The sequence below is a fragment of the Asticcacaulis excentricus genome (assembly GCF_003966695.1).
Taxonomy (GTDB): Bacteria; Pseudomonadota; Alphaproteobacteria; order Caulobacterales; family Caulobacteraceae; genus Asticcacaulis; species Asticcacaulis excentricus_A.
This window is the reverse complement of sequence record NZ_AP018827.1, coordinates 1,592,501-1,617,816: the sequence shown is the minus strand read 5'-3', so window position 1 is coordinate 1,617,816 and position 25,316 is coordinate 1,592,501. Positions and strand designations below refer to the sequence as shown.

Below are 25,316 nucleotides of genomic sequence, written 5' to 3'. Positions count from 1 at the left end.
GCTATGCAGGGTAGGCGGAGCTTTACTTCGCTCTAGATCTTTGTTTGTCGCGATGTTTTTGCGGAAAACCGCTCACACTTTTGGCTTCGCCGAACTCCGTTTCCGCACATCGCTATAGCGCGTCGAGCAGCGCCTTGACCTCCGGTGCGTCCCACTTGGCCTCGCCGCCAAGGCGCGCGACTTCCTGACCGTTTTTATCGAGGATGATCGTTGTTGGCATGCCGACAATGCCCCACTTGCTCATTGGCTGGATTTCGGAGTCCATATAGACGGGCAGGCCGCCGCTGAGCTTCAGTTCTTTTTCGACCGCCGCCTTGTCCTCGGCCTTGTCGATGCTGAGCGGAAGGACCAGCACCTTTTGCGGGTCATAGCCCTTTTGCAGATTGGCCAGGGTCGGCATCTCAACTTTACACGGCGCGCACCACGTCGCCCAGACGTTCAGCACCACCACGCGGCCCTTGAAATCCGACAGCTTGACCGTCTTGCCTTCGCCATCGAGGAAGCTGATGTCTTCGATGGGGCGCGGGGCGGCGTGGGTTTCCAGCTTGGCCAGCGCGCCGGTGGCGTAGGTTTTGAGCGGCCCTTCAGCGACCGGCCCACTTTCGGCGGCGACCGTCCCGTCAGTCTCGGCTTGACGGAACAGCACCACAGCCGCTACGGAGACGGCGATTATCAGGACCAGCAGGCCCGCGACGATCAGGTTGAATTTCAGCTTGCGCGGCGGTCTGGTCCGCTCTGTCTGCGGGGCCTGCGCTTCGGCGTTCGCCGTGTCCGTGTTTTCGTCCAGAGGCTCATTCATGACCGATCCTTCGCAATCCCCCAATTCCGCCGGGCAGAAAATGTGGGGTGGACGATTCTCTGCCCAACCTGACGCCATTATGCAAGCCATCAACGTCTCGATCGAGGTTGACAAACGTTTGTGGGCGCAGGACATCGCCGGATCACGCGCCCACGCCGCCATGCTGGCCAAACAGGGCATCATCAGCGCCGAGGCGGCCAACGAGATCGACGCCGGGCTGCAAACCATCATCGCTGAGATCGAAGCCGGGACCTTCCCCTTCCGCGCCGAATACGAAGACATCCATATGAATGTCGAGGCGCGTCTGCGTGAACTGATCGGGGCGACGGCCGGGCGTCTGCACACGGCGCGTTCGCGCAATGATCAGGTGGCGACCGACTTCCGCCTGTGGGTGCGCGACCGCGTGGACTATACGATTGCGCAACTGCGTGACCTGCAAAAGGCGCTGGTGACGCGCGCCGAAGACTATGCCGACGCCCTGATGCCGGGCTTCACCCACCTGCAACCGGCACAGCCCGTGACCTTTGGCCACCACCTGATGGCCTATGTCGAAATGTTCGGTCGCGACGCCACGCGCTTCGAAGACGCGCGCAAGCGTATGAATGAAAACCCGCTGGGCTCCGCCGCTCTGGCCGGGTCGCCCTTTCCGATCGACCGCCACATGACGGCGCAGGCGCTGGGCTTTGACCGCCCGACGGCCAACAGCCTCGACGGCGTCTCCGATCGCGATTTCGCGCTGGAGTCTTTGAGCCACGCCGCGATTTGCGCCGGGCATCTGTCGCGTCTGGCCGAAGAAATCGTCATCTGGACGACGCCGCAGTTCGGTTTCATCCGCTTGTCGGACGCTTTTTCGACCGGTTCCTCGATCATGCCGCAAAAGCGCAATCCCGACGCGGCTGAGCTGGTGCGCGCCAAGACGGGCCGCATCAATGGCGCGCTGATCGCCCTGACCACGGTGATGAAGGGCCTGCCTCTCGCCTATTCCAAGGACATGCAGGAAGACAAGCCGCCGGTGTTTGAGGCCTTTGAATCGCTCGATCTGGCGCTGGCGGCCATGACCGGCATGGTGCGCGACCTGAGCGCCAATCTGGAGCGCATGAAGGCCGCGGCCTCATCGGGCTTTTCGACGGCGACGGACCTGGCCGACTGGCTGGTGCGCACCCTCAACATGCCGTTCCGCGATGCGCACCATGTTACCGGGGCGGCGGTCAAGCTGGCCGAAGGGCAGGGTGTGGACCTTTCGCAACTGTCGCTCGCTGATCTGCAAAAACTGGAGGCGGGGATTACCGAAGACGTATATAGTGTCCTCACGCCCGAAGCCTCGGCGGCTTCGCGCCTGTCCTATGGGGGCACCTCGCCTGTGCGGGTGCGTGAACAGATCCAGCGTTGGAAGGAAATTTTGGTATGACCGCTACCGTATCGCGTTCGTTTGTGAAGGCCGCCCTGTTGCTGGCCGCGATCTCCGGTCTGGGTCTGACGGCCTGTGCCAAACAAGGCGATCTGGAACGCGCGCCGCCTCTGTGGGGTAAACGCGCTCAGGAAGAGGTCGCGGCCAAAAAGAAGGCCGAGGCCGAGGGTAAGGCCACCGAGCGCGCCCTGCCGCGCAAGGAATTCAAGAACGAAATGCCCGACCCCTATCAGCAAAACAGCAAGGTCGCCGACGCGCCGCTCGAAGGCACGGGCAACGCCCAGCGCCAGTAAAATCATTTTATACCTCCCCGACGTGTCGGGGAGGGGGACCGCACGAAGCGTAGCTGAGATGCGGTGGTGGGGGTTCTTTCCGCCTCACAGGAATCTGTTTTCAAATGAACCATTTTGACATCCGTGACGGCGAGATGCACGCCGAGGGCGTATCCATCCGCGAACTGGCTGAGCGCGTCGGCACGCCGCTCTATGTCTATTCGTCCGCCACCTTTGAGCGGCATTTTCAGGTCTTCTCTCAGGCCCTGTGGGCGCAGGACGCCCTGCAAAGCCCCAAGAATGAAGCCCCATTGATCGCCTATGCGACCAAGGCCAACTCCAATCTGGCTGTGCTGCAAACGCTTGCCGAACAGGGGGCCGGGGCCGATACGGTGTCCGAGGGCGAAATCCGCAAGGCCTTGACCGCCGGTATTCCGCCGGAACGCATCGTCTTTTCGGGCGTGGGCAAGACCGACGAAGAAATGGCCTTCGCGCTGAAGACCGGCATCTATCAGCTCAATGTCGAATCGAAGCCCGAACTGGAACGCCTCAGCCACGTGGCGGGGTCTCTGGGCGTGGTGGCCCCGATCGTTATCCGCATCAATCCGGGCGTCGGCGCGGGCGGTCATGCCAAGATCACCACGGGCGGGGCCAAGGACAAGTTCGGCGTGTCGGCCCGCGAAGCCATCGCCCTCTATGCTCAGGCGGCCGCTGATCCGAATATCGCGCCGATGGGTATTGCCTGCCATATCGGCAGCCAGATCACCGACCTTGCCCCCATGCAGGCGGCCTTCTCGAAGATGAAGGGCTGGGTGCAGGAACTGCGCGCCGGTGGCCTGAGCGTTGAGCGCCTCGATCTGGGCGGCGGGCTGGGTGTGCCCTATTTCAATATGCCCGAACCGCCGTCGCCCAACGATTTTGCGCAGATGGTGGCGCTGACGGTCGGCCATCTGGGGGTACGCTATACCTTTGAGCCGGGGCGCCTGATCGCCGCCAATGCCGGGATTCTGGTGTCGCGCGTCATCCATATCCATGAGCGCGAAGATTCGGGTCAGAAGTTCCTGGTCGTCGATGCGGCGATGAACGACCTGATCCGCCCCGCCATGTACGACGCCTATCATGACATCCGCCCGGTGACGGCGGGTCAGACCAACGAAACCGCCACCTACGATGTGGTTGGCCCCGTCTGCGAAACCGGCGACACCTTTACGCGCGGCCGCGACATGCCGGCGCTGAAGGCCGGTGATCTGGTCGCCTTCATGTCGGCCGGAGCCTATGGGGCGGTGATGGGCAGCGAATACAATTCGCGCCCGCTCGCCCCTGAGGTGTTGGTGCGTGACACCAATTGGGCGGTGGTGCGTCCTCGCCCCGCCTATGAGGAGATGATGAACCGTGAGGTCTTGCCGGAATGGTTAAGACCGCATAGGGTAAAGGTGGACTAAATCCGCACGTCTATGGGGGACGGCATGAAGCTGCAACGGACAAAACCCTTATCCAAGCTGAACCGGGCGCTGTTCTGGACGCACGTGGTGATGATCTGGGAGCAGATCCTGCCCGCCCTGACGCCGTTTCTGCTGCTGGCCGGTGCCATTGCCGTGGCCGCGCAATGGGGGATATTTGCGGCCTTGAGCCCGCTGGGGCATCTGGGCGTTCTGGCGGCGGGTGTTGTGGTGGCCGCCCTTGCTGCCGTGCTGAACCTGCGCGGCTTCAGACAGCCGAGCTTTACCGAGATCAATACACGACTGGCGCTCGATAATGGCGTCACACCCGAAGTGCTGATCGGTCTGCGCCACAAGACGAAGCAGCCGTCATTGAAGATCGGCAAGGCCAAGGCCGGTATGGCCAAGGGCGACCCGCTGGCTCTGCGCTATCTGATGCTCATTCTGTTTGGATTCGGCTACCTGACGCAGGGGCCGGTGCCCCTGAGCCAGATCGCCTCGGCCTATATGCCCCTGCACAAGGGCGCGCCGGTCGTGCTGGCGCAACTGGATGCCTCCCGCTGAGGCGTTGGGCGGGCCTTCTGATGCTGGCCGCGCTGGCGGCGTGTAAACCCGCGCCGTCTTCATCGCCGCAAGAGTCCAAACTGGAAACTGGAACGCTTAGCGGCGAGGCCGAGGCCATAGACGGCGATTCCCTGCGCGTGGACGGTGTTGAGGTGCGCCTCGAAGGCGTCGATGCCTTTGAATATGATCAGCGCTGCGGGGCCTTTGCCTGTGGCGAGGCGGCCAGTCGGCAACTGAAACGTCTGGTGGCCGGGGCCGAGGTCGTTTGTGACCCGCAGGGCGAAGACCGGTATGGGCGCATACTGGCCTTTTGCGCCGTCGAAGGCCGCGATCTGGGCGAGGCGCAGGTACGGGCCGGGCTGGCTCTGGCCTATCGCCGCTATTCCGACCGCTATGTCGCCGCCGAAGAGACGGCCAAACGCACCCGCACCGGCGCCTGGGCCTATGAGGTCAGGGCCCCGGAGGATTTCCGGCACAGTCAATAATCGCCCCACGAAAAGGAAATAGAGCCGTGGGAGCTGTGCTGTGCAAGGAAAATGGTCTCTGAGTGCCTTATGTTTGGGGAACCACAGATTTCACAGATGAGTGCTTCGCGCCTTTGCGGCTTTGGTCGCGATGACTTTATGATAAAGACATCTTAATCTGTGAAATCTGTGAAATCTGTGGTTTGACCTTATACCAACGGCCGAAGAAGGTTATTTCAACTCCGGAAACCCATGCTCGCGCAGGAAGGCCTTGGTGGCCTCGACGTCCGGCCCGGCGATCAGCCCCAGTTGCAGGGCCCCCAGCCACAGCACCAGCGCCGTCAGGACTGCCGTCGCGATCTGCCACGGGCGCGCCGGATGGAAGCGCGCGGCCTTACGGATCGAGGCCGGATTGACGCCGTAAGAGCCGGTTTCCAGTGCAAAGGCCATTTCAAACCCGTCCTGAAAGCGCTCATCCGGATTGGGGGCCAGAGACTGAAGAATGATGCTCTCCAGCCAGCCCGGCGCGTCATGACGTTTGTGGGTGAGAAGGTCCGGACGTTTCAGCGTCGGCTTGGTGAAGGGCTCGCTTTCGCCGTAGGGGAAGGTGCCGCCGGTGAACAGGCGGTGCAGGGTGACCCCCAGCGCGAAGATGTCCGAGCGCTCATCCCCCCACTGACCATCGAACAGTTCCGGGGCCATGTAGTTATTGGTGCCGGGCGGCAGGACACCGGTCTTTTCGTCAAGCGCGGGCAGGCGCGCAAAGCCCAGATCAACCAGTTTCAGCCCGCCATCTTTCAGCAGGATCACATTATCGGGTTTGACGTCACGATGGATGACGCCTGCCCGGTGCAGCGAGCCCAGCGCCTTGGCCAGCTTGGTGGCGATGTCGATGCCTTCGCTCAGGCCAATCGCCGGCTTGCGCGACAGGCGTTTTTCCAGCGTTTCGCCCTCATAGAAGGGCTGCGCCACATAGAGGCAGGTCTGGCGCTTGGGCGGCAGTTGCAGGACCGAGCCGATCCACATGTGCTGCACGCGACTGGCCACCCAGGTTTCGCGCACAAAGGCCTGTCGGGCCAGGGTTTCGGCCCCCAGATTGTGCGGCTTAGGGAATTTGAGCACCACGGTCGAAAGTGGCCCGGTGGCCGACAGGTCGCGCGCCTTGAACACGCGGCTGTACATGCCGTCGGCCAGCATGACCTCCAGCCGGAAGTCGTCTATGGTTTCGCCCACCTCTGGCGGTTCGCGCATCGGCAGGCGCGAAATGGCGGCGTCAAGGTCCTTGACGGTGGCGGGGGGCAGTTCGAAAATGTCGATGATCAGCACGGTGGCATTGTCATCGCCGCCATTGTGGATGGCCATATCGACCAGCTTCTGCGCCGTATCATCGGCCGATAGCCGTTCGGACAGGATGGCGTTGATCTGGGCTTCCGGCACCTTGGCGTGCATCCCGTCGGAACACAGCAACAGCCGGTCGTGCGGGAAGATGTCGTGGATGCGATAGTCGATGCGCACCACCTCTTCGAAGCCGATGGCGCGGGTGAGGTAGGGCGAATCCTCGCCGCCTTCGGGCTTGTGATCCTGCGTCATCTGACCCAGATAGCCCTCGCGCCAGCGGTAAAGCCGCGTGTCGCCGACGTGGAAGGAGTGCAGGCGGTTGCCCTTGATCACCACGCCGGTGAAGGCGCAACTCATGCCGCGGACGTTTTCGTCCTTCTGCCCCTGACGGTGGAGCCAGTAGTTGATGCTTTCCAGCGCGCGCCCGGCGGTCTTTTGCGGCGACAGGGCCTCGGTCTGGCTGAGATAGTCGTCGATGAAGGAACGCACGCTCAGTTCGGCGGCGACGCGCCCGCCCTTGCGCCCGCCAACCCCATCAGCCAGCGCCGCCACCAGCCCGTGATGTGACCCGTCATCGGCCAGACACGAGGCCGCAAAGTCCTGATTGTCCTCGCGGCGGCCGATATGGCTGGCGAACCCGACGGCGGCCTTGAGACGGGTGGCGGTAGGCAGGCTGGCCATGCAGTGTCCTGTGTTTCAGACGCTCTTTGTGCCCGCGCCCGCGTGGGCCGGTATGCAAGACGTCCATCCTTCTGTCACAGAACGATAAAACGAAAACCGCGATTATGGCAAAAAATTAAAGCCGGATACCGATTCTAAATCCGCCCCAGTGTCTTCCGTGCACGATTATGGGCGCAGAGACGTCCTTCATCATGACAAATTCACCATTGCCCATATCGCGGCGATAGGCCTGCACCAGAGGCGGGCCGCTGTTTTGCCCGGCGCGCAGGCCGACGCGATCATTGAACAGGCGGCGATTGCGGCAATGGGCCGTATTCCATTCCGGATCGTTGGGCCGCTGAGGCTGTGAGAATTTGCGGTTGTGTGTCGGCAGGAAACCATTGCGATCCACCGCGGCACAGAAGGCAATCTGAGGGTCGCTGCTGAGGATGGCTTCCTGAAGATCGGGCAGCAGGCGGTCGGTCAGGGCCACAAAGCGCGTCATGACCTGGGCCGGGTTTGTGCCGGGGATGGGGCGGTAATCGGCGTCAAACAGATCGGCCTGAGCGATCTCGCCCCTGGCCAGAGCGGCTTCGAACATCTGACGGATGCGCTCAGCGGCGTCTGTGGCCTTGCGCACAGTGGCGCTGTCGGCGTTTTCGACACCCGCCGATGAGGTCAGTTGCATGATGGCTTCGGCGTCCATCGCCACCTTTTCAAGGCGCTGGCTACCGCCGGTCAGCAGGGTGTCCAGTTGCGCAACATCGGAGGCCAATTGTCCCAGCCCTTCGCGCAGTTCACCGGAATGGCCCTCAATGCGGCCCGCGCCTTCGGTGACGGCGCGCAGGGTGTCGCGCGCCTGATCAAAGGCTTCGCCGATACCGGCCAGAGATGAGTCCTGAGACGACGTTTTGCCGGTGCCCTGCCCGGATACGGCGCGCGCCATGTCGAGATTGTCCTCGCTGATCTGCGTCAGGGTTTCGATTTCCTGCGTCAGGGCCGACAGGGTTTGCTGGATATGGCGGGAGGCTTCGCGCGTCTGCGCCGACAGGGCCTTGACCTCGGCGGCAACGACCGCAAAGCCGCGTCCGGCCTCACCGGCGCGGGCGGCTTCAATGGTGGCGTTCAGCGCCAGAAGGTTGGTGTTCGACGCGATGGTTTCGATGGACCGCGCCACCTGCGCCACCGAGGCGAGGCTGCTGGACAAGGCGGTGATGCGCGAGGCCTGCCCCTCAGCGCTGGTGACCCAGTGTTCCATGGCGCCAATGGCTTGTGAGACGCGGCTTTCGGTGTCGCGCGCCGACTGATCCAGCCGACCCTCGGCCTCACGGGCCAGATCGACCAGACGGGCGTTTTGCGCGGACACCTCAGCCGCCGCGTCGGCCAGTGTCTTAAGGGCGCAGGTCTGATCGGCATGGCGGCGTACCACCGTCTCGATATTGCCCGACACCGAGAGAAGTTCGAGCCCGACGGAACCGGCAATATCCGAGATGCGGTGGATGACCTGATGGGCGGAGGCTGTGTCCGTCGTCTCAGCGGACACCGGCGTCAGGCCAGACAGGGCGGCTTGCGTCATGGGGCGGTTCCTCGGCGGTTATGGGTTTTGAGCCGAGGGTCCGCTGAAATGGTTTATAGGTGTTGAACAAGGCGAAGCGGCTCAGGCGGCAGCCTTAGAGCGATGTGCGGAAACGGAGTTCGGCGAAGCCAAAAGTGTGAGCGGTTTTCCGCAAAAACATCGCGACAAAACAAAAATGTAGAGCGAAATGGCGTTTCCACCTAAAGTCATTTCGCTCTAATTCAACACGCGCCGGGTCTGCGGCGCATCCAGCGAGAACAGCGGCACCTGTATGGCCAGCCATTCGCCCTCATCCGTCACGCACATATAATGCCCGCCCATGGTGCCGGAGTCCGTATCCAGTGGACAGCTAGACGCATAGCTGTAGCTATCCCCCGGACGAATGCGCGGGGTTTCGCCGACCACGCCTTCGCCATCGACCGTTTGCACGCGGCCCAGCGCATCAGTGATGCGCCAGTGTCGCGTCCTGAGCTGAAGGGCGCGGTTTGAAGCATTGGCAATGGTGATGTGGTAGGTCCACAGCCATTTGTGGGCGCGGATGGCGTCATCATTGCGCGGAATGAACTGAACGCGGACGCTGACAGTCACGCCGTCGGTGGTGGCGGTATAGATCATGGGCGCAGAATAGGACGCTTCGCGGCCTGTGTCAGTTTTTCTTTGCGCATTGTGTTTGAGCCGCTTAAATGCACCTCCCCTGCTTTAAGAAAGTTGCGATTCCTGATGACTGTTTCCGGTATCCTGCCGCTGCAATCCATCCGTGAACTGGTTGATCAGAGCGCCATTATGAGCGCCTCAACGCTTGATGCCGACCAGATTCAGCCGGCCTCGATCGACCTGCGGCTGGGGGCGAGGGCCTGGCGCGTGCGCGCCTCCTATCTGCCGCGCGGCAAGCGGGTAATGGATCGCCTGCCCGACGTGGTGATGCACGAAATGGACCTGACGCGGGGCGCGGTGTTCGAATCGGGCTGCGTCTATATCGCTGAGTTGCAGGAGTTTTTAAGCCTGCCCACCGGCGTTTCGGCGCGCGCCAACCCCAAAAGCTCGACCGGGCGCGTGGATGTCTTCGTGCGCCTTTTGTCGGATTTCGGCGACCTGTTTGACGATGTGCGCGAAGGCTACAAGGGCCCGATCTATGTCGAAATCGCACCGCAGACCTTTTCGGTGCTGGCCCGCACGGGGACGCGCCTGAACCAGTTGCGCCTCAAGACCGGTGAGGTGCCCAAGCTCTATACGGCCGATTGCGGCGTGGACCTGATGACCGGCGATCTGGTCGGCTATCGGGCGCGGCGTCACGCCGGGGTCATCGACCTCGATCATGTCGATGGCCACAATCCGCGCGACTTCTGGGAGCCGCTTTATCAGAACAAGGGGCAGTTGCTGCTCGATCCGGGCGAATTCTACATCCTTGCCTCGCAAACCGATGTCGTCATCCCGGTGACCGAAGCCGCCGAGATGCTGCCCATCGACCCCAGCGTCGGCGAATTCCGCGTCCACTATGCCGGTTTCTTCGATCCGGGCTTCGGCACCGAAGAGGCGGGCGGCATCGGTTCAAAAGGCGTGCTGGAAGTGCGCTGCCACGAGACGCCCTTCCTGCTGGAACACGGGCAGACCGTGGCGCGTCTGGTCTATGAGCCGCTGGTGGCCAGGCCGGAACAGCTCTATGGACAGGGCGGGTCGCACTACCAGAAGCAGGGGCTGAAACTGTCCAAGCATTTCAGGCCTTGGTAAAAGTCTTGAATTTGGCGATCTGGGGTGTCGGCGTCGCTTGCCCGTATTCATATACGGGCGGCGCTAGCCTCCTGCCATCTCATCCAAATTGAAGACTTTTACAGGCGGTGCGCGCGGCATATCGCTTTTTTGCGCCCGTGTGTGCCTGATGGTCCTTCAGATGATGGAGGATAGTATGGGCTATATGATTGGCGATACGGTTCAGCTCAAATCCGGCGGCCCGGCCATGACCGTCAACAATGTCGATCTCGACAACTATGTCTATTGCGACTGGTTCGACGAACACGGCGACCGCCATTCAGACAAGTTCAAGGCCGATCTGCTGGTCGCCGCTACTGCCGAGGCCGCGCCAAACGAACCGACGCCGGTGGCATCGCCGTCATTGTAAACAGGCTTACACCTCCCTGCACATCGTGCGGGGAGGGGGACCCTTTGCGGAGCAAAGGGTGGTGGGGTGTTTTTCGATATGTCCACCTGCTGAGTCTTTTGAACTTAGAGCGCATTCCGAAAAGTGTGCAACGGTTTTGGCTTCGCCGAACTCCGTTTCGGAATCAAATGCGCGACAAAACAAAATGTTAGAGCGAGATTTCGATTCAATCTGAACGAAATACGCTCTAAGTAAAAACCCCCACCACCGCATCTTGCTTGCTTCGCAAGCTGCGTGCGGTTCCAACGCTGGCGAAAGCTATACTTTCGCTGCGCTATACCCCAGCAAGCTGGGGAGGTATGAAAAGAGGCTAAGCCGCTCGCTTTGACGGCACCGGCACTTCGACCCCCTCATCAAAGTGCAGGACTTCGGGGCGGGTTTCGTCCAGGGTAAAGCGCGGCTTGAGCGGCGACTTGTTGCCATTATAGCCACCGGTCATCTTGACCAGACGCGCAAACACCACCTTGAACGGCTCCAGCCATTTAGGGGACGTCGCCAGAGCGGGTTTCAGCCCCAGCCAGCGGCGCAGGCAGCCATTGGCGTAGATGACATTGGCGCGCCAGATGGCCGCCGGGGTCATGAACTCGATCGACAAGGAGACGTTCACCGAATCCTGATTGACGATGCGGTGCGGGGCGTTTTGTTTCCACGTAAGCATCTGCCCCGGCACAAACTCGACCTTCATCGCCTCGGCATCCCACGCCGGATCAAAGCGCAACTGCTCATCCGATTCGCGCAGGGCCACGCCTTCGAGGTCGTGATCGGAGACATAGGGGGCTTTGGGCGGATAGACATAGACGTGCTTGACGCCGCGTATCTGCCACAGGGTCACCAGTGGGATGTCGAGGTGATAGAAGACGTGGGCATTGGGCGAAGAGATCAGCAGACCCAGATCTTCCTTCAGCGTGCTGACGCCGGTTTTGGCGCGAATCTCGGCAAACATGGCCTCGCACAGGGCGCCGATATCGGCGTCCGCATGATTGACCTTGCGCAGGTTGAGCCACAGCCGCCCGGCCTTCACGCCTTCCATCAGCGCGCGTCCGTCATGCGCGCCGCGGCGACCGAGGAACCATTGCCCCCAGTTGGTCGGGTCGTAGCCCATGGTGAACACTTCCAGCTTGTCACGCGGATAGCGGTCGATCAGGGCGATCAGCGCTTCATCGGTAAACAGCGGGCTGTTGTGCAGGTCGTGCGTGAAGGTGAGGTTTTCACGGCCAAAGCCCGCCTTATGCGCGTCAGTCCAGGTGAGAATGTCGGTCATGTCTATCTTCCGGCGGGATTGGGGCGCAGCAGGGCCGTGCCGTAAAAGCCGATCTTGTGAAACCAGATGAGTTTGCCAAGGCCTCGGGCGGCCTTGTCGAGGATACGCGCGGCGGCCTTTGAGCCTGCCGCATAAAGCGCCAGCCCGGCCCCGCCGAACAGCACCGCCTGCACCAGCCCGTTGAGCATCCAGTAGGCGCAGGTCAGCGGCTTTTTCGGTGTACCGGCCATGGCCGAGGTCGAAGGCCCCTGACCATAGGCAAAGGCGCGCGGCAGGGTGTAACGCAGCGTGGCACGGCTTTCGGGCACGTCTTCCCACACAAAGGCATCGGCCGCCCACACCATGCGCGCGCCCTCCTGTTTCAGCGCATAGAACAGCTTGTCATCCTCACCGCCGCAGTTGTTGCGGTTGGTGTCGAAGGGCTGCTCCCCGCTCAGCAGGGCGCGGCGGATCAGCGAATTGCCGCAGCCGTAATAGTCGGGGATGGGGCCGCTGTGGGCCGGTCCGAAGCGCGAGAAGAAGGCTTCGAAATAGGGGCGGAATTTCGGATCGGCGGTTTTGAGCCGCGCCGTGACCGGGCCAAACACCACATCGGCGTCAAAGGCCTGTTGCACGCTCAGCATCTTCGCCACCCAGTCGGACGGAGCCTCTTCGTCGTCATCGAGGAAGAGGATAAAGGGGTCACGCGCGGCCTTTACCGCCGTATTGCGGGCATTGGCAACGCCGGGATTGGGCTCGTGCAAATAGGTCAGGGTTTGCCCCGCACCGGGCGTCAGGCGCTCGACCTCAGCGCGCGCTGACCCTTCCGGGGAATTGTCGCAGACGATGATGTTCACGGCCCTCTCAACGCCCGTCTGCGCAAAGACCGAGTTCAGCGCGGTCTTTAAGCCGTCCGGGCGGCGGAAGGTGGGGATGATCACGCTGACCGACATCTTACTGGCTCAACCGCTTGCGGGCATTGGCGAAGGCGTAGATCGTGCCGTTGACGCGCCCGCCGAGGTCCAGTTCCAGACTGGCCAGATGGTCGAGGCGACGCCCCAGACGCCGCGTCAGGTGCGACACGCCCAGCGCCTTGCCGCCGCTGTCGATCAGGCGCGACAGGGTCTCAGAGGTGCGACCCTGACCGGAGGCGGCAAACAGGCGGCCATGCTGCACCACCGAATGGGTGTTGCAGAAGGCGTTCTTATAATGCTGCTGCCCGGTTGAGAGGTCGTAGTAATTGACCCCCAGTTCACGCAGCGGCGTCTGGCAGCCTTGCAGGAAGATCTGACCGGGGGAATAGGCGCTGTAGGCCGGATCAAAGGCCGAGACCCACGGATGGACGCGGTCGCCCAGACGCGGGCCAAAATGCCAGATGATCGGCTTGCCGCCCGCCGTGACGGTGGTCAGGTGGCCATAAAGCTGCGTCTGAGTGTCGGCCGGGCGCACGAACAGGTGGCGCATCAGGGCCTGCACCCACGGTGCCGACAGGAAGTCGTGGATGCCGGTCTGCGCCGTCTGGGCGCGTTTGATGGCCAGCATGGCGTCGAAATGTTCGGGCGTGAAATCCGGCAGTTCAAACCGCACCTCGCCGTGTTCTTCTTCGAGGCGACGTCGCAGGCGGTTGATGTTTTTCAGGTGCTTCTTTTCGACATTATTGACCGTCTCGTCGTGAGTCAGGTCGATGCCGTAGGCGTCTTCGGGTTCGCCCTCAAAACCGTCAAAGGCCCCGTAGGGGTCGATCAGGCCCGACACCTGAAAGGCGCGAATCCCGGCCAGAGCCAGCGCTTCCCGCGCGGGGAAGGCCGTGTCCGGAAAGCTGATCAGGGCGGTATAGTCGTTGAACGGCGCGCCGACGGGGCGCGCAAACTGCCCCGGACGGCGGTGGTGCGGCAAAAAGGCGAGGGTCTTTCCGGCACGACGAAAAACCGCCACCCTTACGTCATCGCGCACCTGCGCCACGGTGGCGCAGAAGTCCCACGACAGGACGGGCGAGCCGAAGGCAAAGGTCTGGCGCGCCATGTCGCGCCACGCGGCCATGTCGGTTTCGCTAAGGTCGCGCGGGGCAATCAGGTCACAGGTAATCATACGGGTTCCGGAACGGGCCTGCGGTGGCCCCTTGTTTTACAGGGAATTCCTAACAGGGAAGGGTAAATATTCCCTATCTCAGGACAGTTACTTTTTTCAACGCACCTAAAACGTCACAAACGTTTCGCGGGGCGCTGGTGCCGTGCAAGGGTAGGACATGACAAGTTTCGCAATCTTTTTGACAAGGGTACTTGACATCATCAATTGCCCCGGTGTAAAGGTTGCTTGTCTTTAACGGAGAGATGAAAGTGAAAAATCTGCGTGCAACCGCCGGATGGATGATGGGAGCCTTCGTGCTCATGAGCCTGATACTGGGCGGCATTATGGGTTATGATATTTCTTCGGGTACGGGGCTGATGCGCAACAATCCCACCGTGGCCTATGTGGTCGTGGGTTTTGTGCTGATCGCCGCCATGGCCGTCAGCGTATTCTGGTGGCTGACCATAGATGAGGCCCAAAGAGAGGCCCACAAATGGGCGTGGTATTGGGGTGGGTCCTCCGGGCTGCTGATATCGGTCTTTGCCTTTGTGGCGGCTCTGGCCGGTGGTGATGCCCTGATGATGCCCTATGTGCGCTTCATGGATTACGAAGGCCATCTGGTAGCCTTGGGCATGATTACCTCTCTTGCCCCCGCGATCATAGGCTATGGTATCGCCTGGCTCATCTGGTGGCTGCGGCACCGGTAAACCCCAGATAAACCCATGAAAAACCGTCTCAAAGTCCTGCGTGCGGAACTGAACCTGTCTCAGGCCGATCTGGCCCAGAAGCTGGATGTGTCACGCCAGACCGTGAATGCCATCGAAACGGAGAAGTACGATCCCTCCCTGCCGCTGGCTTTCAAAATCGCCGACGTCTTCGGACTGAAAATCGAAGACATCTTTCAACCTTAACCTATAGTCTTTTTTTCACACTCAAGAGGGGGTATCCCATGATCAATCTGAAACACACCCGCCGTGCGCTTCTGACCGGCTTTGTCGCTGTCGCCGCCCTGCTGCCGCTGGGGGCCGCGGAGGCCAAAGAGGCCGCGCCCGCCCCGAAAATGTGGGTCATCACCGACGCGGACTCCACCATCTATCTGTATGGCTCCTTCCATATTCTGAAAGCGGACACCCAATGGAAGACGCCCGCCCTCGACAAGGTGTTCAACAGCGCCGATACGCTTTATCTCGAAGTGCCCAATGCCGATGATCAGGCGGCGATGGGCGCGCTGGTACAAAAGTACGGGATCGACCCGACGGGCAGCCTTTTGAAGCCCTACACGGCCGAAGAACAGAAGCTGATCCGCGACACCTACGCCAAATATGGTCTCAATATCGACCAGTTGGTCATGCTGAAGCCGTGGCTGGCCAGCCTGATGCTGGTCCTGAAGCAGATGCAGACCGAAGGCTTTGATCCGAACATCGGTGTGGACAAGACGCTTCTGGCGGCGGCGCGCGCCAAGAACCTGCCCGTTAAGGGGCTGGAGACAATGGAAGACCAGATGAAGCTCCTCTCTCAGGATGTGTTTGGTGAAGAGTCGAAGGCGCTGCTCGATACGGTCAAGGAAGACGCCAACGTCAAGGCGCAGTTCACCAAGCTGCTGACGGCGTGGCAGACCGGCGATATCAAGGGGATGGAAGTCCTGATGATCGACGAGATGAAGACCAAGACGCCGAAGATGTACGAAGCCGTCATGGTCACCCGCAACCGCAACTGGGTGCAGCCGATCAAGGACGTGCTGGCCGGTTCTGGCACGCAGATGATCGTCGTCGGTGCCGGGCACCTCGCCGGTCCGGACAGCGTGCAGGCCCTGCTGAAAAAAGAAGGCATCAAGGTCGAACTGTACGATTATCAGTCGGCGAAGTAAGCCGCTTTGATCGTAACCCCTGTGCGTGATCGTGCAGGGGTTTTTATTGACATTGAGGCCGTTTTTATACACAAGGCGCGCCTAAGCCCCTTAAAGCTTAGAATTTGGAATCCCCTTGGTCCCGTGTGACTTTGGGGATGCTTCTTTTTTAAGGGATTCACGAAGATGAACACCACGCCTGAGACTGCCCCCGAAGATCACCTGTTCGGCGTTTATAACCGCGCCGCTATGGAGGTTGAACGCGGCGAAGGCGTGCGACTTTACGCCCGTGACGGGCGCGTGTTCATTGATCTGGTGCAGGGCGTGGCGACCAATGGCCTCGGCCACTGCCACCCCAAGCTGATCGATGCGGTGAAAACCCAGTCCGAAAAGCTGTGGCACGTGTCCAATATCTTCCGCATTCCGGATCAGCAGACGCTGGCGGCGCGGCTGTGCGAAGACTCGTTTGCCGATCAGGTCTTCTTCACCAATTCGGGCACTGAGGCCGTTGAATGCGCGCTGAAGCTGGCACGCAAGTATCACGACGCCAAGGGGCAGCCTGAGCGCATCGACATCATCACCTTTACCGGGGCCTTCCACGGCCGCTCCTATGGCGCGGTCAATGCCGGGGGCAATGACGCCTATCTGGCCGGGTTCGGGCCGAAGCTGCCGGGCTATGTGCATCTGTCGTTTGGCGACCATGAGGCCCTGAAAACCGCTGCGGCCGCCCCCACGGCAGCGGCCATTCTGGTCGAGCCGGTGCAGGGCGAAGGCGGCACCCGTCAGGTGCCGGAACAATGCCTGCGCGGCTTACGTGATCTGTGCGATCAATACGGCCTTCTGTTGATGTTTGACGAAATCCAGTGCGGCATGGGCCGTTCGGGCAAGCTGTGGGCGCACCAGTGGTCGGGCGTGGAGCCAGACGTCATGATGACGGCCAAGGCGCTGGGCGGCGGCTTCCCCATCGGGGCCTGTCTGGCCACCAAGGAGGCGGCGTCCGGCATGGTCTTCGGCAGCCACGGCTCGACCTTCGGCGGCAATCCGCTGGCCATGGCGGTCGGTCTGGTCGCCTATGGCGAGCTGTCGAGCCCGGAGATGCTCGATCACGTCAATCAGGTGTCGGGCTTCCTGCGTCAGCAGCTTCAGGGCCTCAAGGCCGCCTTCCCGGACGTCATTGACGAAATCCGCGGCAAGGGCCTGCTGGTCGGGATCAAGGTCAAGCCGTCCAACCGTGACGTAATGGCCCTGGCGCGCGACAACGGCCTGCTGATCGCCGGCGGGTCGGACAACTGCATCCGTCTGCTGCCGCCGCTCAACCTGACCATTGAGGAGGCGCGTGAGGCGCTGGCCCTGTTCGAACAGACTTGTCAGGCGGCACGCGACACCCTGCTGGTTGAGGAGACCGCGTAATGGTGAAGCATTTTCTGGACATTTCCGACCTGAGTGCCGCTGACCTGCGCGCCATCCTCGATGACGCCCATGCGCGTAAAAAGGCGCGTCTGGGTTGGCCCAAGGGGCGCGTCGATGCCGATGCCCCGGCGCAGGACCGCGTGCTGGCCATGATCTTTGAAAAGAACTCGACGCGTACTCGCTTCTCGTTTGATGCGGCCATCCGCCAACTGGGCGGCGATGCCATCATCTCGACGGCGACCGACATGCAGCTCGGTCGCGGCGAGACCATCGAAGACACGGCCAAGGTCCTGTCGCGCATGGTCGATGCCATCATGATCCGCGCCAACCGCCATGAGGATGTCGAACGTCTGGCGCGCGCCGCCAGCGTGCCGGTGATCAACGGTCTGACCAACAAGAGCCACCCCTGTCAGATCCTCGCCGATCTTCAGACGATCGAGGAACATCGCGGTGACATCAAGGGCAAGACTCTGGCCTGGGTCGGTGACGGCAACAATGTCTGCGCCTCCTTCATCCATGCGGCGGCGCGTTTTGACTTCACGCTGAATATCGCCTGCCCGGCCAAGTACAAGCCGTCTAACGCCGACATGGTGTTTGCGGCGGAATCGCGCGCCCGCGTGACGGTGACGCAGGACCCCGAGGCCGCCGTGCGTGGCGCCGATGTGGTGATGGCCGATACCTGGGTGTCGATGGGCGACCTCGATCACGAGGAACGCCTTGAAGCCTTTGAGCCCTATCAGGTCAATGAGGCGCTGATGACGCTGGCCAAGCCGGACGCCCTGTTCCTGCACTGCCTGCCCGCGCATCGCGGCGAAGAGGTGACGGACGGCGTTATCGACGGTCCGCAATCGCAGGTCTGGGACGAGGCGGAAAACCGCATCCACGCCCAGAAGGCCGTGCTTGCGTGGTGCCTGAGCGCATAAGTCTTACACCTCCCTGCACGACGTGCGGGGAGGCATAACATTGAAAACCCCTCCGGTTTGGGCCGGAGGGGTTTTGTTTTACTGCGCCGGGGCGGCGGCGGGTTTGTCCGCCGGCTTGACCTGAATGCGCAGCAGCTTCTCCTTGATCAGCCACTTCTTCGCCATGGCCTGAATGTCGGCCGGCGTCACCGCCTCGACCTCAGCCTTGCGCGTGCGAATGGCCGTCAGATCACGCGGATCAGCCTGAATGCCGGGCAGGACGCCGATCCAGTAGCCGTTCGTCTTGACCTGAACGTCGTAACGATCCAGCACCGGCTTGCGGGCGCGCAGCAGTTCGTCGGCTTCCACCGGCTTGGCCTTCAGGTCTTCGGCAATGGCCAGCAGCGAGTCGTAGAAGGTCTGATCGACTTCGGGCTTCACGGTGGCCTGCGCCGCCAGATAGCCATAACCCTTGAAGGTATTGGACATTACGCTGCCCGCCGATGAGCCGTAGGACGCCCCCTGCTTTTCGCGGATTTCGTCGATCAGGCGCAGCGTCATGACTTCGGCCAGCATTTCGGTGGCGCGGGCCTGCTTCGTATCGGCGAAGAAGTCCGTGGTCGGCCAGGCGACGTAGCTGAGGTTCTGATCGGCGCGGCCGGTGTGGGTCAGGACCTGATGCAGGTTGGTCGTGGGGAAGCTGAGCGTATCCGCGCCCTTGACCGGGGCGATGGTTTCCGCGCGCTTGGGCAGGGTGGCGAAGGTGGTGTCCAGAACCTTTTTGGCCTCTTCGACCGTGATGTCACCGACGATGGTGATTTCGATGGGCGCGGTGGTCAGGATGCCGGTGACCAGCGCCTTGGCATCGTCGTTCTTCACCGCCAGAGCGGCGTCCTTTTCCGGCAGGCCGAAGCGGGTGTCGCCATTGCGCAGCAGGCGCGGGGCCTTGGTCGAGAAGACGCTGTTGGGCGTCGAAGACAGGGTCTGGTAATAGTTGGGCAGGAAGGATTTCAGACGATCCAGCGCCTGCGGACGATAGGCGGTGTCGGTGACGAAGGCCGTCAGCACCTGCATCTGAAGCGCGAAATCGCTCGGCGTTGTGTTGCCGGACAGGACCGCCGCCTCTTCGCCGATGCCAAAATTGGCCCCATAGATGCGTCCGGCCAGCGTCTCCTTGATCTCTTCGGAATCGAGCTTGCCCAGACCGCCATCGAAGACGCCGACCCAGTTGGCCGCCTGAAGCGGCAGGGCCTTGTCCTGACCGATGGTGGTCAGGCCGCCGTTGAAGCGGACATTGACCAGAATTTCGTTGTCCTTGAAGGTCGTCGGCTTGATATTGACCTTTACGCCGTTAGCATAGGCCAGTTCGGTGACACCGATATCGGTCAGCAGCACTTCCTTGACGACAGAGGCCGGGGCCTTGCCAAAGGTTTCGTAAGGCCACGCCTTCTTGACCGCGACCGCCGGTTTTTCAACGGTTTTGGCCTTGATGGCCTCATACGACGCCAGCATGGCCGGCTTGTCGAAGCCGCCCAGATCGGACGCCATATGCGTCAGAAGCGGGCCGTCACCGGCGAACAGCGTCTTGGCGCGGGCACTGACCGCCGCAGCGGTGAGGCGGCCCTTAATGCTGTTGAAGAAGGCGAGGTTCTGGCTGGGAGCCGTCATCACCTCCTTGTCCGCCACCGAACCGACCAGCGCATTGACGATGGCACCGGTATTGCGCGTCTTTTCGCCCTTGGCCTGCGCCTCCAGACTGGCGGCCATGTCGGCCAGCTCGCGGGTCACCTCGTCTTCGGTCACGCCATAGGTTTCGAACTGACGCACCATGGTAAAGGCCTGCTCAAAGGCGTCCTTTTCCTTGCCGGGCTTGGGCGTGATGCTGAGGCTGAGGGTTTCGGCGGTCTTGGCGACCGTGTCGTCGCCGGCCCCGGCGGCGGCAAAGGCGCTTTCCGGGGACTTGGCCTGACGCTCAAGGCGCTGGTTGAGGATGGACAGGGTCAGGTTATCGAGCGTGTCGTCGAAGTCCTTGGCCCGCGTTTCCCACGAATCGTCGAACGGCTTGAACCACGTCACCTGCATGGATTTGCTGAGGCCCGGCTCGACATAGGTATAGGCCGAGGCCTTTTGCGGCGTATAGGTGCCGAAGCTCAGCTTATCCAGCGGGCGCTTGGAACGCGGTGTCAGGTCCGAGAATTTCGCCTTGATCTTGGCTTCAATTGTGTCGGCATCGACATCACCGGCCACCACTACCGTGGTCAGTTCCGGGCGGTAGAAGTCGTTATAATAGTCGATAAAGGCCTGAGCCGGGGCCTCGGCAATGACCTTGGTCGAACCGATGGGCAGGCGGTGGCCATAAAGCTGACCGGGGAAGGCGGCCTTGGCCCATTCGACATAGGCGCGATAACCCGGCGAATTGCGCGCGCGTTCTTCGCCCAGCACCACGCCGCGCTCACGGTCGATGGCCTTGGGGTCCAGCGTCAGATTGCCCGCTGTCTCGCGGAACAGGAACAGGCCGGTGTCGATGATCTCTTCGTCGTTCTTGGGCAGGTCCAGCATATAGACCGTCTCATCGAACGAGGTGTAGGCATTGGTGTCGGGGCCGAACTTCAGGCCGTGACGCTCAAGGATCTTGACCATATCGCCTTCGGGCACATTCTTCGAGCCGTTAAACGCCATGTGCTCAAGAAAGTGGGCGAGGCCAAGCTGCTGCTCAGACTCCATCAGCGAGCCGGTGCCGAAGCGCATGCGCAGGGCAACCACGCCCGGCGGCGTCTTGTTGGGATAGATGATGTAGGTCAGGCCGTTGGGCAGGCGGCCGAAACGCGCCTGAGGGTCCGGTGTGATGTCCGAATGGGTCTGTGCGAATTCGACGCCGCCCGGCAGGACCGCCGGAGCCTTAGGCGCCGTCTGGGCATAGGCCGCGGGCGTCAGCGCCGTCGCCGACAAAAGCCCGGTGGACAGGGCGGCAACCGCTGCGGCGGTCAGGAACTGGCTACGTATCGACATGAAAAGGTCGCCCTCATAGGTAAATGTGGGGGCGACCTTTTCAAAGTTTTGCGGCTGAATAAAGTTACGAAACCGTAATGTGGGTAACGACCTAGTTCTTACCATTCCCCGACACGTAATAGGTCGCCGTATTGCCGATGGCGCGGCTGGTCGAAACGATGGCCCGGCCTGAACCGGTAATATTCGTTGTCGTCGAAGCCGTCACATTGGCGTTGTTGACCTGAGAGTTGCGCACCGTCATGTCCGCTTCGCATTCGGCGCAGGCATAGGCATAGGCCGAGTTGCCCGTCGCTTCGGCGGTGACATAGGCGTCGTAACCCGTATGGCCTTCAAAGCTGGCCTGCACGTCGATCGGGCCGTCGTTGAACTGCTCGGTATTGATGTTGACGTACTTGTCGCCGTTACCCGCGGTCAGGCTGTTGCCCACGCCGGTCGCGGTGGAGTGCATCTCACCATATTCATACCCGCTCAGCACGCTCATCGACTGCACCTGACCGCCATTGGCCTGGCGCGTGTCGGTGACCAGCGAACCGCCCGTATTATAGAGCGTCACCGTGTTGGCGGCGGCGTCCGACTGCGTGGCCATGTGCCAGGCATTGCCCGCATTGGCCGAGACGTAGGATTCCGTGCGTCCGCTCGAATCCTGCGTGACCGTATGTTCCTGCGAGCCGCGATCCGTTGAATTCGAAGCGTAGTAGTTGTTCATCGCCGAGGCGGTGTACAGGTTCGGTGACGGCGAATAGTGCAGCACCACGCCGGTGCGGGCGCGGGCTTCGGCATCAGACTGCTGATGGGCGGTCGATTCCAGACGGCCGTTGGTCACCTGATAGGCCTGATGGTTGGTAACCGCGACCGTATTGATCTCACCCGACTCATAGATAGAGTTGTTGGGTGAATTGACCTGCGTGTCGGCGTGGACATTGACCGCATCGACATACTGCTGGGTATTGGCCACCAGCTTGCCGTCCGTGGTCGTCCCCGCGCCGTAATTGCCGACGGCCTGCGTCGTCATATAGAGCGGCGTACCCAGCGACTTGCGGTAGTCTTCCGGAGCCGCCGTGCCATTGACCGTAGCCGTGGCCGTGACATTGCCCTGAAGCACCTGAACCGACGTCAGCTTGGCATCAACCTGTTCATTGCCGACCGTCACCGCATTGCCGTGGCCCGACGTCTCGACCTTCAGAAGGTCGTAGTTTTCTACCACGTTCAGGGTCTGACCGGAGAAGATGTCGCCGGTCTGAACCTGATCATTGGTGATGTCGAGCCCGCCCGAAGCCGGGGTCGTCGTCTGACTAGTAGCGGCCGTCGCCAGAGTTGCGGTTGCGAGTATTGTGCCAACGGCTAGGATCTTCGCGCGTACCCGCATTGTTGGTCTCCAGATTGTTATAGGCCGGGGTGTAGCCGCCGGTCTTGCCCAGCGTGGCGTCGTTGAGGAAGTCGTCCTTGGGGTTCAGGCAGATTTCGGGGCCTTGCACCCCGTAGAGATTGGCCATGAATTCCAGCGTGGCGCGTTCAATCAGGGCACGCACCGCCAGTTGCATGGGCTCAAGCCCGCCTTCGCCCGCCGAAACGTCGAAGATGTTGCCGTTGAAGAAGTCGAACACGCCGGCCTTGATTTCGCGGCCGATGATCTGCTTCTGGTAAGAAATGACATCCACCACTTCCAGCGTGCGGGTATCGACCAGACGCAGGTCCAGGGCGACATTCATCACATAGAGGCGGCCATTGACGATGCCCTTGGTGTCGCGGGCGTCAGCGTCGCCGACATAGGCGTCGATACCAGACGAGCGGATATTGTAGTTCAACTCGGTGATGCCGCCGACGATGTGGAAGTCGGAACCGGCGATCTGACCCGCCATGATACGGCGGTATTCGCCGGCTTCGGTCGGGTTGGCGACCTCATTATCGGTGATCAGCTTGTTGTTGGTGTACTTCAGCTCCAGTTCCGACACCGACGTGTCGAAACGCTCGACCTGACGCGCGCCGGACTTGGCCAGAGCGGTCATCGCCATCAGCGAAGCGCCCTGCGTAATCTTGCGGCCCCCTTCGTATTCCACCTTGCCGGTGTAGTCCGAGATGCGGCCCACCGCCATGCGCGGCGAAGCGAGGCTATGCTTGCGGGCATAGGAGCCGAGGCAGACCAGAGCGTCCGAATAGGCGGTCGGGTTGGCCGTCACCGGGGCATTGCCGATCGGCTTGGCATAGACGCCCGACGGACCGGCGACCGGCGACACACAGGCCGATAAGGTCATGGCGCCCGCCGCCAGAGCGATCAGGCTGAGGCCACGACGCACGCGGCGCGACGATTTCTTCGTATCAGAAGCCATTGAGATTTCCTGTAATGTCCGTGCCAGTGGCACCGGTGGCGGTTTGATTGCCATTGGTGGCCGTGACGTTGCCGTTGTTGGTCTGGGTCGAATTGACGATGACGGTGTTGTAGTTGCCGTTGACGACAACCGAGAGATTGTTACCGATGGCGGTGGCCCCACCCACGGCACCGGCGCCGGAGTAGCTGTCGCCCGCGCCATAGGTCATCGACTTGGAATAGATACTCTGGTCGCTGCCGGTGACGATAACGCCATCCAGCAGCACACGGTTGCCATTGGCATCGCGCGTCGAAGGGTCGATGGCACGCTCTTCCTGACCGCGGGTACGGCCATAGCCGGTCTCAAAACCGGTCGAGGTCGTGCTCATGGTCTGCGCCAGGGCCGGGGCCCCGGTGAGGACGACGAGGCCTGCGGTGGCTGCGGCTATCTTGTAAAACGCCATGTTGGGCTCCTGTCAGGCTTACGCCTTCACTTGAGAGGCGAAAAGCAAATCGGATGCCACTGTGACCGCGAACCTTAAAAATTGGGTATATTTTGTCTTAAAAATCGCTAAAGGGTTTCAAAATCAGGGATTAAGGGCTTCGCAAAGCGCTTTGCGGCCCTATATTCGCGGCTCGACCGGCCGATGGACGCTGTAGCCGCATAAGGGTTGCGTATGAATGAGACGACAAAAGAGCCGTTTTTCACGGCACCCTGGCCGGCCGTAGTCCTCAGCGGGCTCATTTTGGCACTGTTCGCCCTGCAATCTCAATTCGATACAAACGGCGATCTGGTCTATATGCTGGGCCTCAATCCGCGCCTTTTGTGGAAGTACGACACCTTCTACGCCCTGTTTACCACCTTGTTTCTGCACGGGAGCTGGATACACGCCGGTATGAATGCCGCCCTGGGGCTGGCCTTCGCCAGCGGCGTGGCGCGTGTTTTTGGCACACGTATCGGTGGTGCCGCACTCTTCTATATATACTACCTGTTCTGCGGCGTTCTGGCCGGGGTGGTCTATTGCGCGATCTTCCCGGACCGTAACGTGCTCCTGATCGGCGCGTCCGGTGCCATTTCAGGCCTGATGGGGGCGGCCATCCGCATCGGCCCCGGCTATATGCTGCCTTTTACTGACCGCGGAGTGATGGGGATGACGATTGCGTGGACCGCTATCAATATCCTGTCGGCCTTTATCAGCATCATTCCCGCGGCGGGCACGATTGCCTGGGAAGTGCATCTGATCGGTTACGCGATTGGCCTTCTGACCATAGGGGTGTGGATGCGCCTGTTCCGGCCGCGTTTCTTCAGCCTCTAGATCATTATGATTTCTGGTAGAAACATAATGATCCAGATTTTTGTTTAGCCCCTCGCCGGGTGCGGGCTCCGCCACCTTGGCCGCTGCCTCAATGGCGGCTTGAGCGGAATGATTCCACTAGAAATCATTCCGCTAAATTTCCCGTAAAGAGACGCCTCACGCAAAATTGACATCGGGGTCAAATTAAGGCCTTGCCCTCTTAACGTCTTCGCATAACCCTGCTCTCCTGCTCCGGACACCGGGAGGTCCGGCTACAAAGGGAGAGAGCCTATGCTGATCAATCAGCTTTTGAACGCCAAAGGCCATCAGGTCTTCACCGTATCCCCCGAAGATACAGTGGCCGCGGTATCCGCCCTTCTGCATACGCGCAAGGTCGGGGCGTTTGTGGTCGCCGACCGTCTGGGGCGTGTCGCCGGCATCGTCTCCGAACGCGACATCATAGGGGCGCTGGCGCAAAAGGGCGCTTTGGCGCTTGATATGCAGGTTCAGGACATCATGACGGCCGATGTGATCGTGGCGCGTCTGGGTGAAACCGTGGACTCCCTC

The 25,316-nt window shown here is 61.4% G+C and carries 25 protein-coding genes (1 of these 25 cut by a window edge); 14 read left to right on the top strand and 11 right to left on the bottom strand.

Going from position 1 to position 25,316, the window contains the following annotated elements:
* Positions 1-112: 112 nt before the first annotated feature.
* Positions 113-799: a TlpA family protein disulfide reductase gene (locus EM6_RS07530; protein ID WP_172961162.1), complete on the bottom strand. Its 687-nt coding sequence runs from the start codon at positions 797-799 to the stop codon at positions 113-115.
* On the opposite strand from EM6_RS07530, the gene argH reads away from it, so the two are divergent.
* From argH to EM6_RS07505, 5 genes are all read left to right on the top strand, one after another.
* Positions 798-2,207, top strand: coding sequence for an argininosuccinate lyase (argH, locus tag EM6_RS07525; protein WP_172961161.1), 1,410 nt, complete (start codon positions 798-800; stop codon positions 2,205-2,207). The genes EM6_RS07530 and argH overlap by 2 nt on opposite strands.
* Positions 2,204-2,500, top strand: coding sequence for a hypothetical protein (locus EM6_RS07520; protein ID WP_126421554.1), 297 nt, complete (start codon positions 2,204-2,206; stop codon positions 2,498-2,500). The genes argH and EM6_RS07520 overlap by 4 nt, the downstream gene beginning before the upstream one ends.
* Positions 2,501-2,604: 104 nt before the next feature.
* The gene (lysA, locus tag EM6_RS07515; RefSeq protein ID WP_126421552.1) at positions 2,605-3,921 is read left to right on the top strand and encodes a diaminopimelate decarboxylase; all 1,317 of its coding nucleotides are present in this window, start codon (positions 2,605-2,607) and stop codon (positions 3,919-3,921) included.
* A 24-nt stretch (positions 3,922-3,945) separates the two neighbouring features.
* Positions 3,946-4,482 (top strand): DUF4175 family protein, encoded by a 537-nt coding sequence (locus tag EM6_RS07510; RefSeq protein ID WP_126421550.1) that lies wholly within the window; start codon positions 3,946-3,948, stop codon positions 4,480-4,482.
* A gap of 20 nt (positions 4,483-4,502) precedes the next feature.
* Positions 4,503-4,967, top strand: a complete 465-nt coding sequence (locus tag EM6_RS07505; protein ID WP_126421548.1) for a thermonuclease family protein — start codon at positions 4,503-4,505, stop codon at positions 4,965-4,967.
* Positions 4,968-5,177: 210 nt separating this feature from the next.
* Here EM6_RS07505 and EM6_RS07500 read toward each other — a convergent pair whose 3' ends face one another.
* From EM6_RS07500 to apaG, 3 genes are all read right to left on the bottom strand, one after another.
* Complete coding sequence (locus EM6_RS07500) at positions 5,178-6,965, bottom strand: bifunctional protein-serine/threonine kinase/phosphatase (RefSeq protein ID WP_126421547.1); 1,788 nt, start codon at positions 6,963-6,965, stop codon at positions 5,178-5,180.
* A gap of 115 nt (positions 6,966-7,080) precedes the next feature.
* Positions 7,081-8,520 (bottom strand): methyl-accepting chemotaxis protein, encoded by a 1,440-nt coding sequence (locus EM6_RS07495; RefSeq protein ID WP_126421545.1) that lies wholly within the window; start codon positions 8,518-8,520, stop codon positions 7,081-7,083.
* A 216-nt stretch (positions 8,521-8,736) separates the two neighbouring features.
* A complete protein-coding gene (gene apaG, locus EM6_RS07490; RefSeq protein WP_126421543.1) occupies positions 8,737-9,135 on the bottom strand; it encodes a Co2+/Mg2+ efflux protein ApaG in 399 nt (132 codons plus the stop codon).
* 105 nt (positions 9,136-9,240) lie between these two features.
* Between apaG and EM6_RS07485 the strand changes: the two genes are divergently transcribed.
* Positions 9,241-10,248, top strand: coding sequence for a 2'-deoxycytidine 5'-triphosphate deaminase (locus EM6_RS07485; RefSeq protein ID WP_126421541.1), 1,008 nt, complete (start codon positions 9,241-9,243; stop codon positions 10,246-10,248).
* A 175-nt stretch (positions 10,249-10,423) separates the two neighbouring features.
* Complete coding sequence (locus EM6_RS07480) at positions 10,424-10,636, top strand: YodC family protein (RefSeq protein WP_172961160.1); 213 nt, start codon at positions 10,424-10,426, stop codon at positions 10,634-10,636.
* A 349-nt stretch (positions 10,637-10,985) separates the two neighbouring features.
* On the opposite strand, the gene EM6_RS07475 is transcribed toward EM6_RS07480, so the two are convergent.
* The 3 genes from EM6_RS07475 to EM6_RS07465 are packed head-to-tail and all read right to left on the bottom strand — an operon-like array spanning position 10,986 to position 14,003.
* The gene (locus tag EM6_RS07475) at positions 10,986-11,936 is read right to left on the bottom strand and encodes a hypothetical protein (protein ID WP_126421537.1); all 951 of its coding nucleotides are present in this window, start codon (positions 11,934-11,936) and stop codon (positions 10,986-10,988) included.
* Between the two features lie 2 nt (positions 11,937-11,938).
* A complete protein-coding gene (locus EM6_RS07470; protein ID WP_126421535.1) occupies positions 11,939-12,868 on the bottom strand; it encodes a glycosyltransferase family 2 protein in 930 nt (309 codons plus the stop codon).
* A 1-nt stretch (position 12,869) separates the two neighbouring features.
* Positions 12,870-14,003 (bottom strand): GNAT family N-acetyltransferase, encoded by a 1,134-nt coding sequence (locus tag EM6_RS07465; protein WP_126421533.1) that lies wholly within the window; start codon positions 14,001-14,003, stop codon positions 12,870-12,872.
* Between the two features lie 248 nt (positions 14,004-14,251).
* On the opposite strand from EM6_RS07465, the gene EM6_RS07460 reads away from it, so the two are divergent.
* From EM6_RS07460 to argF, 5 genes are all read left to right on the top strand, one after another.
* Positions 14,252-14,689 (top strand): hypothetical protein, encoded by a 438-nt coding sequence (locus EM6_RS07460; RefSeq protein WP_145987681.1) that lies wholly within the window; start codon positions 14,252-14,254, stop codon positions 14,687-14,689.
* Positions 14,690-14,704: 15 nt separating this feature from the next.
* A complete protein-coding gene (locus EM6_RS07455; protein WP_126421529.1) occupies positions 14,705-14,893 on the top strand; it encodes a helix-turn-helix transcriptional regulator in 189 nt (62 codons plus the stop codon).
* Between the two features lie 38 nt (positions 14,894-14,931).
* Positions 14,932-15,849, top strand: a complete 918-nt coding sequence (locus EM6_RS07450) for a TraB/GumN family protein (RefSeq protein ID WP_126421527.1) — start codon at positions 14,932-14,934, stop codon at positions 15,847-15,849.
* A gap of 165 nt (positions 15,850-16,014) precedes the next feature.
* On the top strand, positions 16,015-17,238 hold the full coding sequence (locus EM6_RS07445; protein WP_126421525.1) for an aspartate aminotransferase family protein: 1,224 nt from the start codon (positions 16,015-16,017) through the stop codon (positions 17,236-17,238).
* Positions 17,238-18,161, top strand: coding sequence for an ornithine carbamoyltransferase (argF, locus tag EM6_RS07440; protein ID WP_126421523.1), 924 nt, complete (start codon positions 17,238-17,240; stop codon positions 18,159-18,161). Before EM6_RS07445 ends, argF begins: the two co-directional genes overlap by 1 nt.
* Before the next feature lie 78 nt (positions 18,162-18,239).
* Here the strand turns inward: argF and EM6_RS07435 are convergent, their stop codons facing one another.
* From EM6_RS07435 to hfaA, 4 genes are all read right to left on the bottom strand, one after another.
* Positions 18,240-21,149 (bottom strand): M16 family metallopeptidase, encoded by a 2,910-nt coding sequence (locus tag EM6_RS07435; protein WP_126421521.1) that lies wholly within the window; start codon positions 21,147-21,149, stop codon positions 18,240-18,242.
* A 91-nt stretch (positions 21,150-21,240) separates the two neighbouring features.
* Positions 21,241-22,515: a holdfast anchor protein HfaD gene (gene hfaD / locus EM6_RS07430; RefSeq protein ID WP_153187962.1), complete on the bottom strand. Its 1,275-nt coding sequence runs from the start codon at positions 22,513-22,515 to the stop codon at positions 21,241-21,243.
* Positions 22,442-23,476 carry a holdfast anchoring protein HfaB gene (hfaB, locus tag EM6_RS07425; RefSeq protein ID WP_013478052.1) on the bottom strand — a complete coding sequence of 345 codons (1,035 nt, stop codon included), beginning with the start codon at positions 23,474-23,476 and terminating at the stop codon, positions 22,442-22,444. Before hfaB ends, hfaD begins: the two co-directional genes overlap by 74 nt.
* Complete coding sequence (gene hfaA, locus EM6_RS07420) at positions 23,466-23,918, bottom strand: holdfast anchoring protein HfaA (protein WP_126421519.1); 453 nt, start codon at positions 23,916-23,918, stop codon at positions 23,466-23,468. Before hfaA ends, hfaB begins: the two co-directional genes overlap by 11 nt.
* Before the next feature lie 282 nt (positions 23,919-24,200).
* On the opposite strand from hfaA, the gene EM6_RS07415 reads away from it, so the two are divergent.
* Both EM6_RS07415 and EM6_RS07410 read left to right on the top strand, forming a co-directional pair.
* Positions 24,201-24,770, top strand: a complete 570-nt coding sequence (locus tag EM6_RS07415; protein WP_172961159.1) for a rhomboid family intramembrane serine protease — start codon at positions 24,201-24,203, stop codon at positions 24,768-24,770.
* A 270-nt stretch (positions 24,771-25,040) separates the two neighbouring features.
* Positions 25,041-25,316, top strand: the 5' portion of a protein-coding gene (locus tag EM6_RS07410; protein ID WP_126421515.1) for a CBS domain-containing protein. Its footprint extends 156 nt past the window's final position; the window shows 276 of its 432 coding nt (coding positions 1-276); its start codon is at positions 25,041-25,043; its stop codon lies beyond the right edge, outside the window.

Coding starts and splice junctions, on each gene's coding strand:
- EM6_RS07505 (WP_126421548.1), top strand. CDS start 4,503: ATGCTGGCCGCGCTGGCGGCGTGTAAACCCGCGCCGTCTTCATCGCCG.
- EM6_RS07455 (WP_126421529.1), top strand. CDS start 14,705: ATGAAAAACCGTCTCAAAGTCCTGCGTGCGGAACTGAACCTGTCTCAG.
- EM6_RS07435 (WP_126421521.1), bottom strand. CDS start 21,149: ATGTCGATACGTAGCCAGTTCCTGACCGCCGCAGCGGTTGCCGCCCTG.
- hfaA (WP_126421519.1), bottom strand. CDS start 23,918: ATGGCGTTTTACAAGATAGCCGCAGCCACCGCAGGCCTCGTCGTCCTC.
- hfaD (WP_153187962.1), bottom strand. CDS start 22,515: ATGCGGGTACGCGCGAAGATCCTAGCCGTTGGCACAATACTCGCAACC.
- lysA (WP_126421552.1), top strand. CDS start 2,605: ATGAACCATTTTGACATCCGTGACGGCGAGATGCACGCCGAGGGCGTA.
- EM6_RS07470 (WP_126421535.1), bottom strand. CDS start 12,868: ATGTCGGTCAGCGTGATCATCCCCACCTTCCGCCGCCCGGACGGCTTA.
- EM6_RS07530 (WP_172961162.1), bottom strand. CDS start 799: ATGAATGAGCCTCTGGACGAAAACACGGACACGGCGAACGCCGAAGCG.
- EM6_RS07495 (WP_126421545.1), bottom strand. CDS start 8,520: ATGACGCAAGCCGCCCTGTCTGGCCTGACGCCGGTGTCCGCTGAGACG.
- apaG (WP_126421543.1), bottom strand. CDS start 9,135: ATGATCTATACCGCCACCACCGACGGCGTGACTGTCAGCGTCCGCGTT.
- argF (WP_126421523.1), top strand. CDS start 17,238: ATGGTGAAGCATTTTCTGGACATTTCCGACCTGAGTGCCGCTGACCTG.
- EM6_RS07520 (WP_126421554.1), top strand. CDS start 2,204: ATGACCGCTACCGTATCGCGTTCGTTTGTGAAGGCCGCCCTGTTGCTG.
- EM6_RS07480 (WP_172961160.1), top strand. CDS start 10,424: ATGGGCTATATGATTGGCGATACGGTTCAGCTCAAATCCGGCGGCCCG.
- argH (WP_172961161.1), top strand. CDS start 798: ATGACCGATCCTTCGCAATCCCCCAATTCCGCCGGGCAGAAAATGTGG.
- hfaB (WP_013478052.1), bottom strand. CDS start 23,476: ATGGCTTCTGATACGAAGAAATCGTCGCGCCGCGTGCGTCGTGGCCTC.
- EM6_RS07485 (WP_126421541.1), top strand. CDS start 9,241: ATGACTGTTTCCGGTATCCTGCCGCTGCAATCCATCCGTGAACTGGTT.
- EM6_RS07445 (WP_126421525.1), top strand. CDS start 16,015: ATGAACACCACGCCTGAGACTGCCCCCGAAGATCACCTGTTCGGCGTT.
- EM6_RS07465 (WP_126421533.1), bottom strand. CDS start 14,003: ATGATTACCTGTGACCTGATTGCCCCGCGCGACCTTAGCGAAACCGAC.
- EM6_RS07500 (WP_126421547.1), bottom strand. CDS start 6,965: ATGGCCAGCCTGCCTACCGCCACCCGTCTCAAGGCCGCCGTCGGGTTC.
- EM6_RS07510 (WP_126421550.1), top strand. CDS start 3,946: ATGAAGCTGCAACGGACAAAACCCTTATCCAAGCTGAACCGGGCGCTG.
- EM6_RS07450 (WP_126421527.1), top strand. CDS start 14,932: ATGATCAATCTGAAACACACCCGCCGTGCGCTTCTGACCGGCTTTGTC.
- EM6_RS07475 (WP_126421537.1), bottom strand. CDS start 11,936: ATGACCGACATTCTCACCTGGACTGACGCGCATAAGGCGGGCTTTGGC.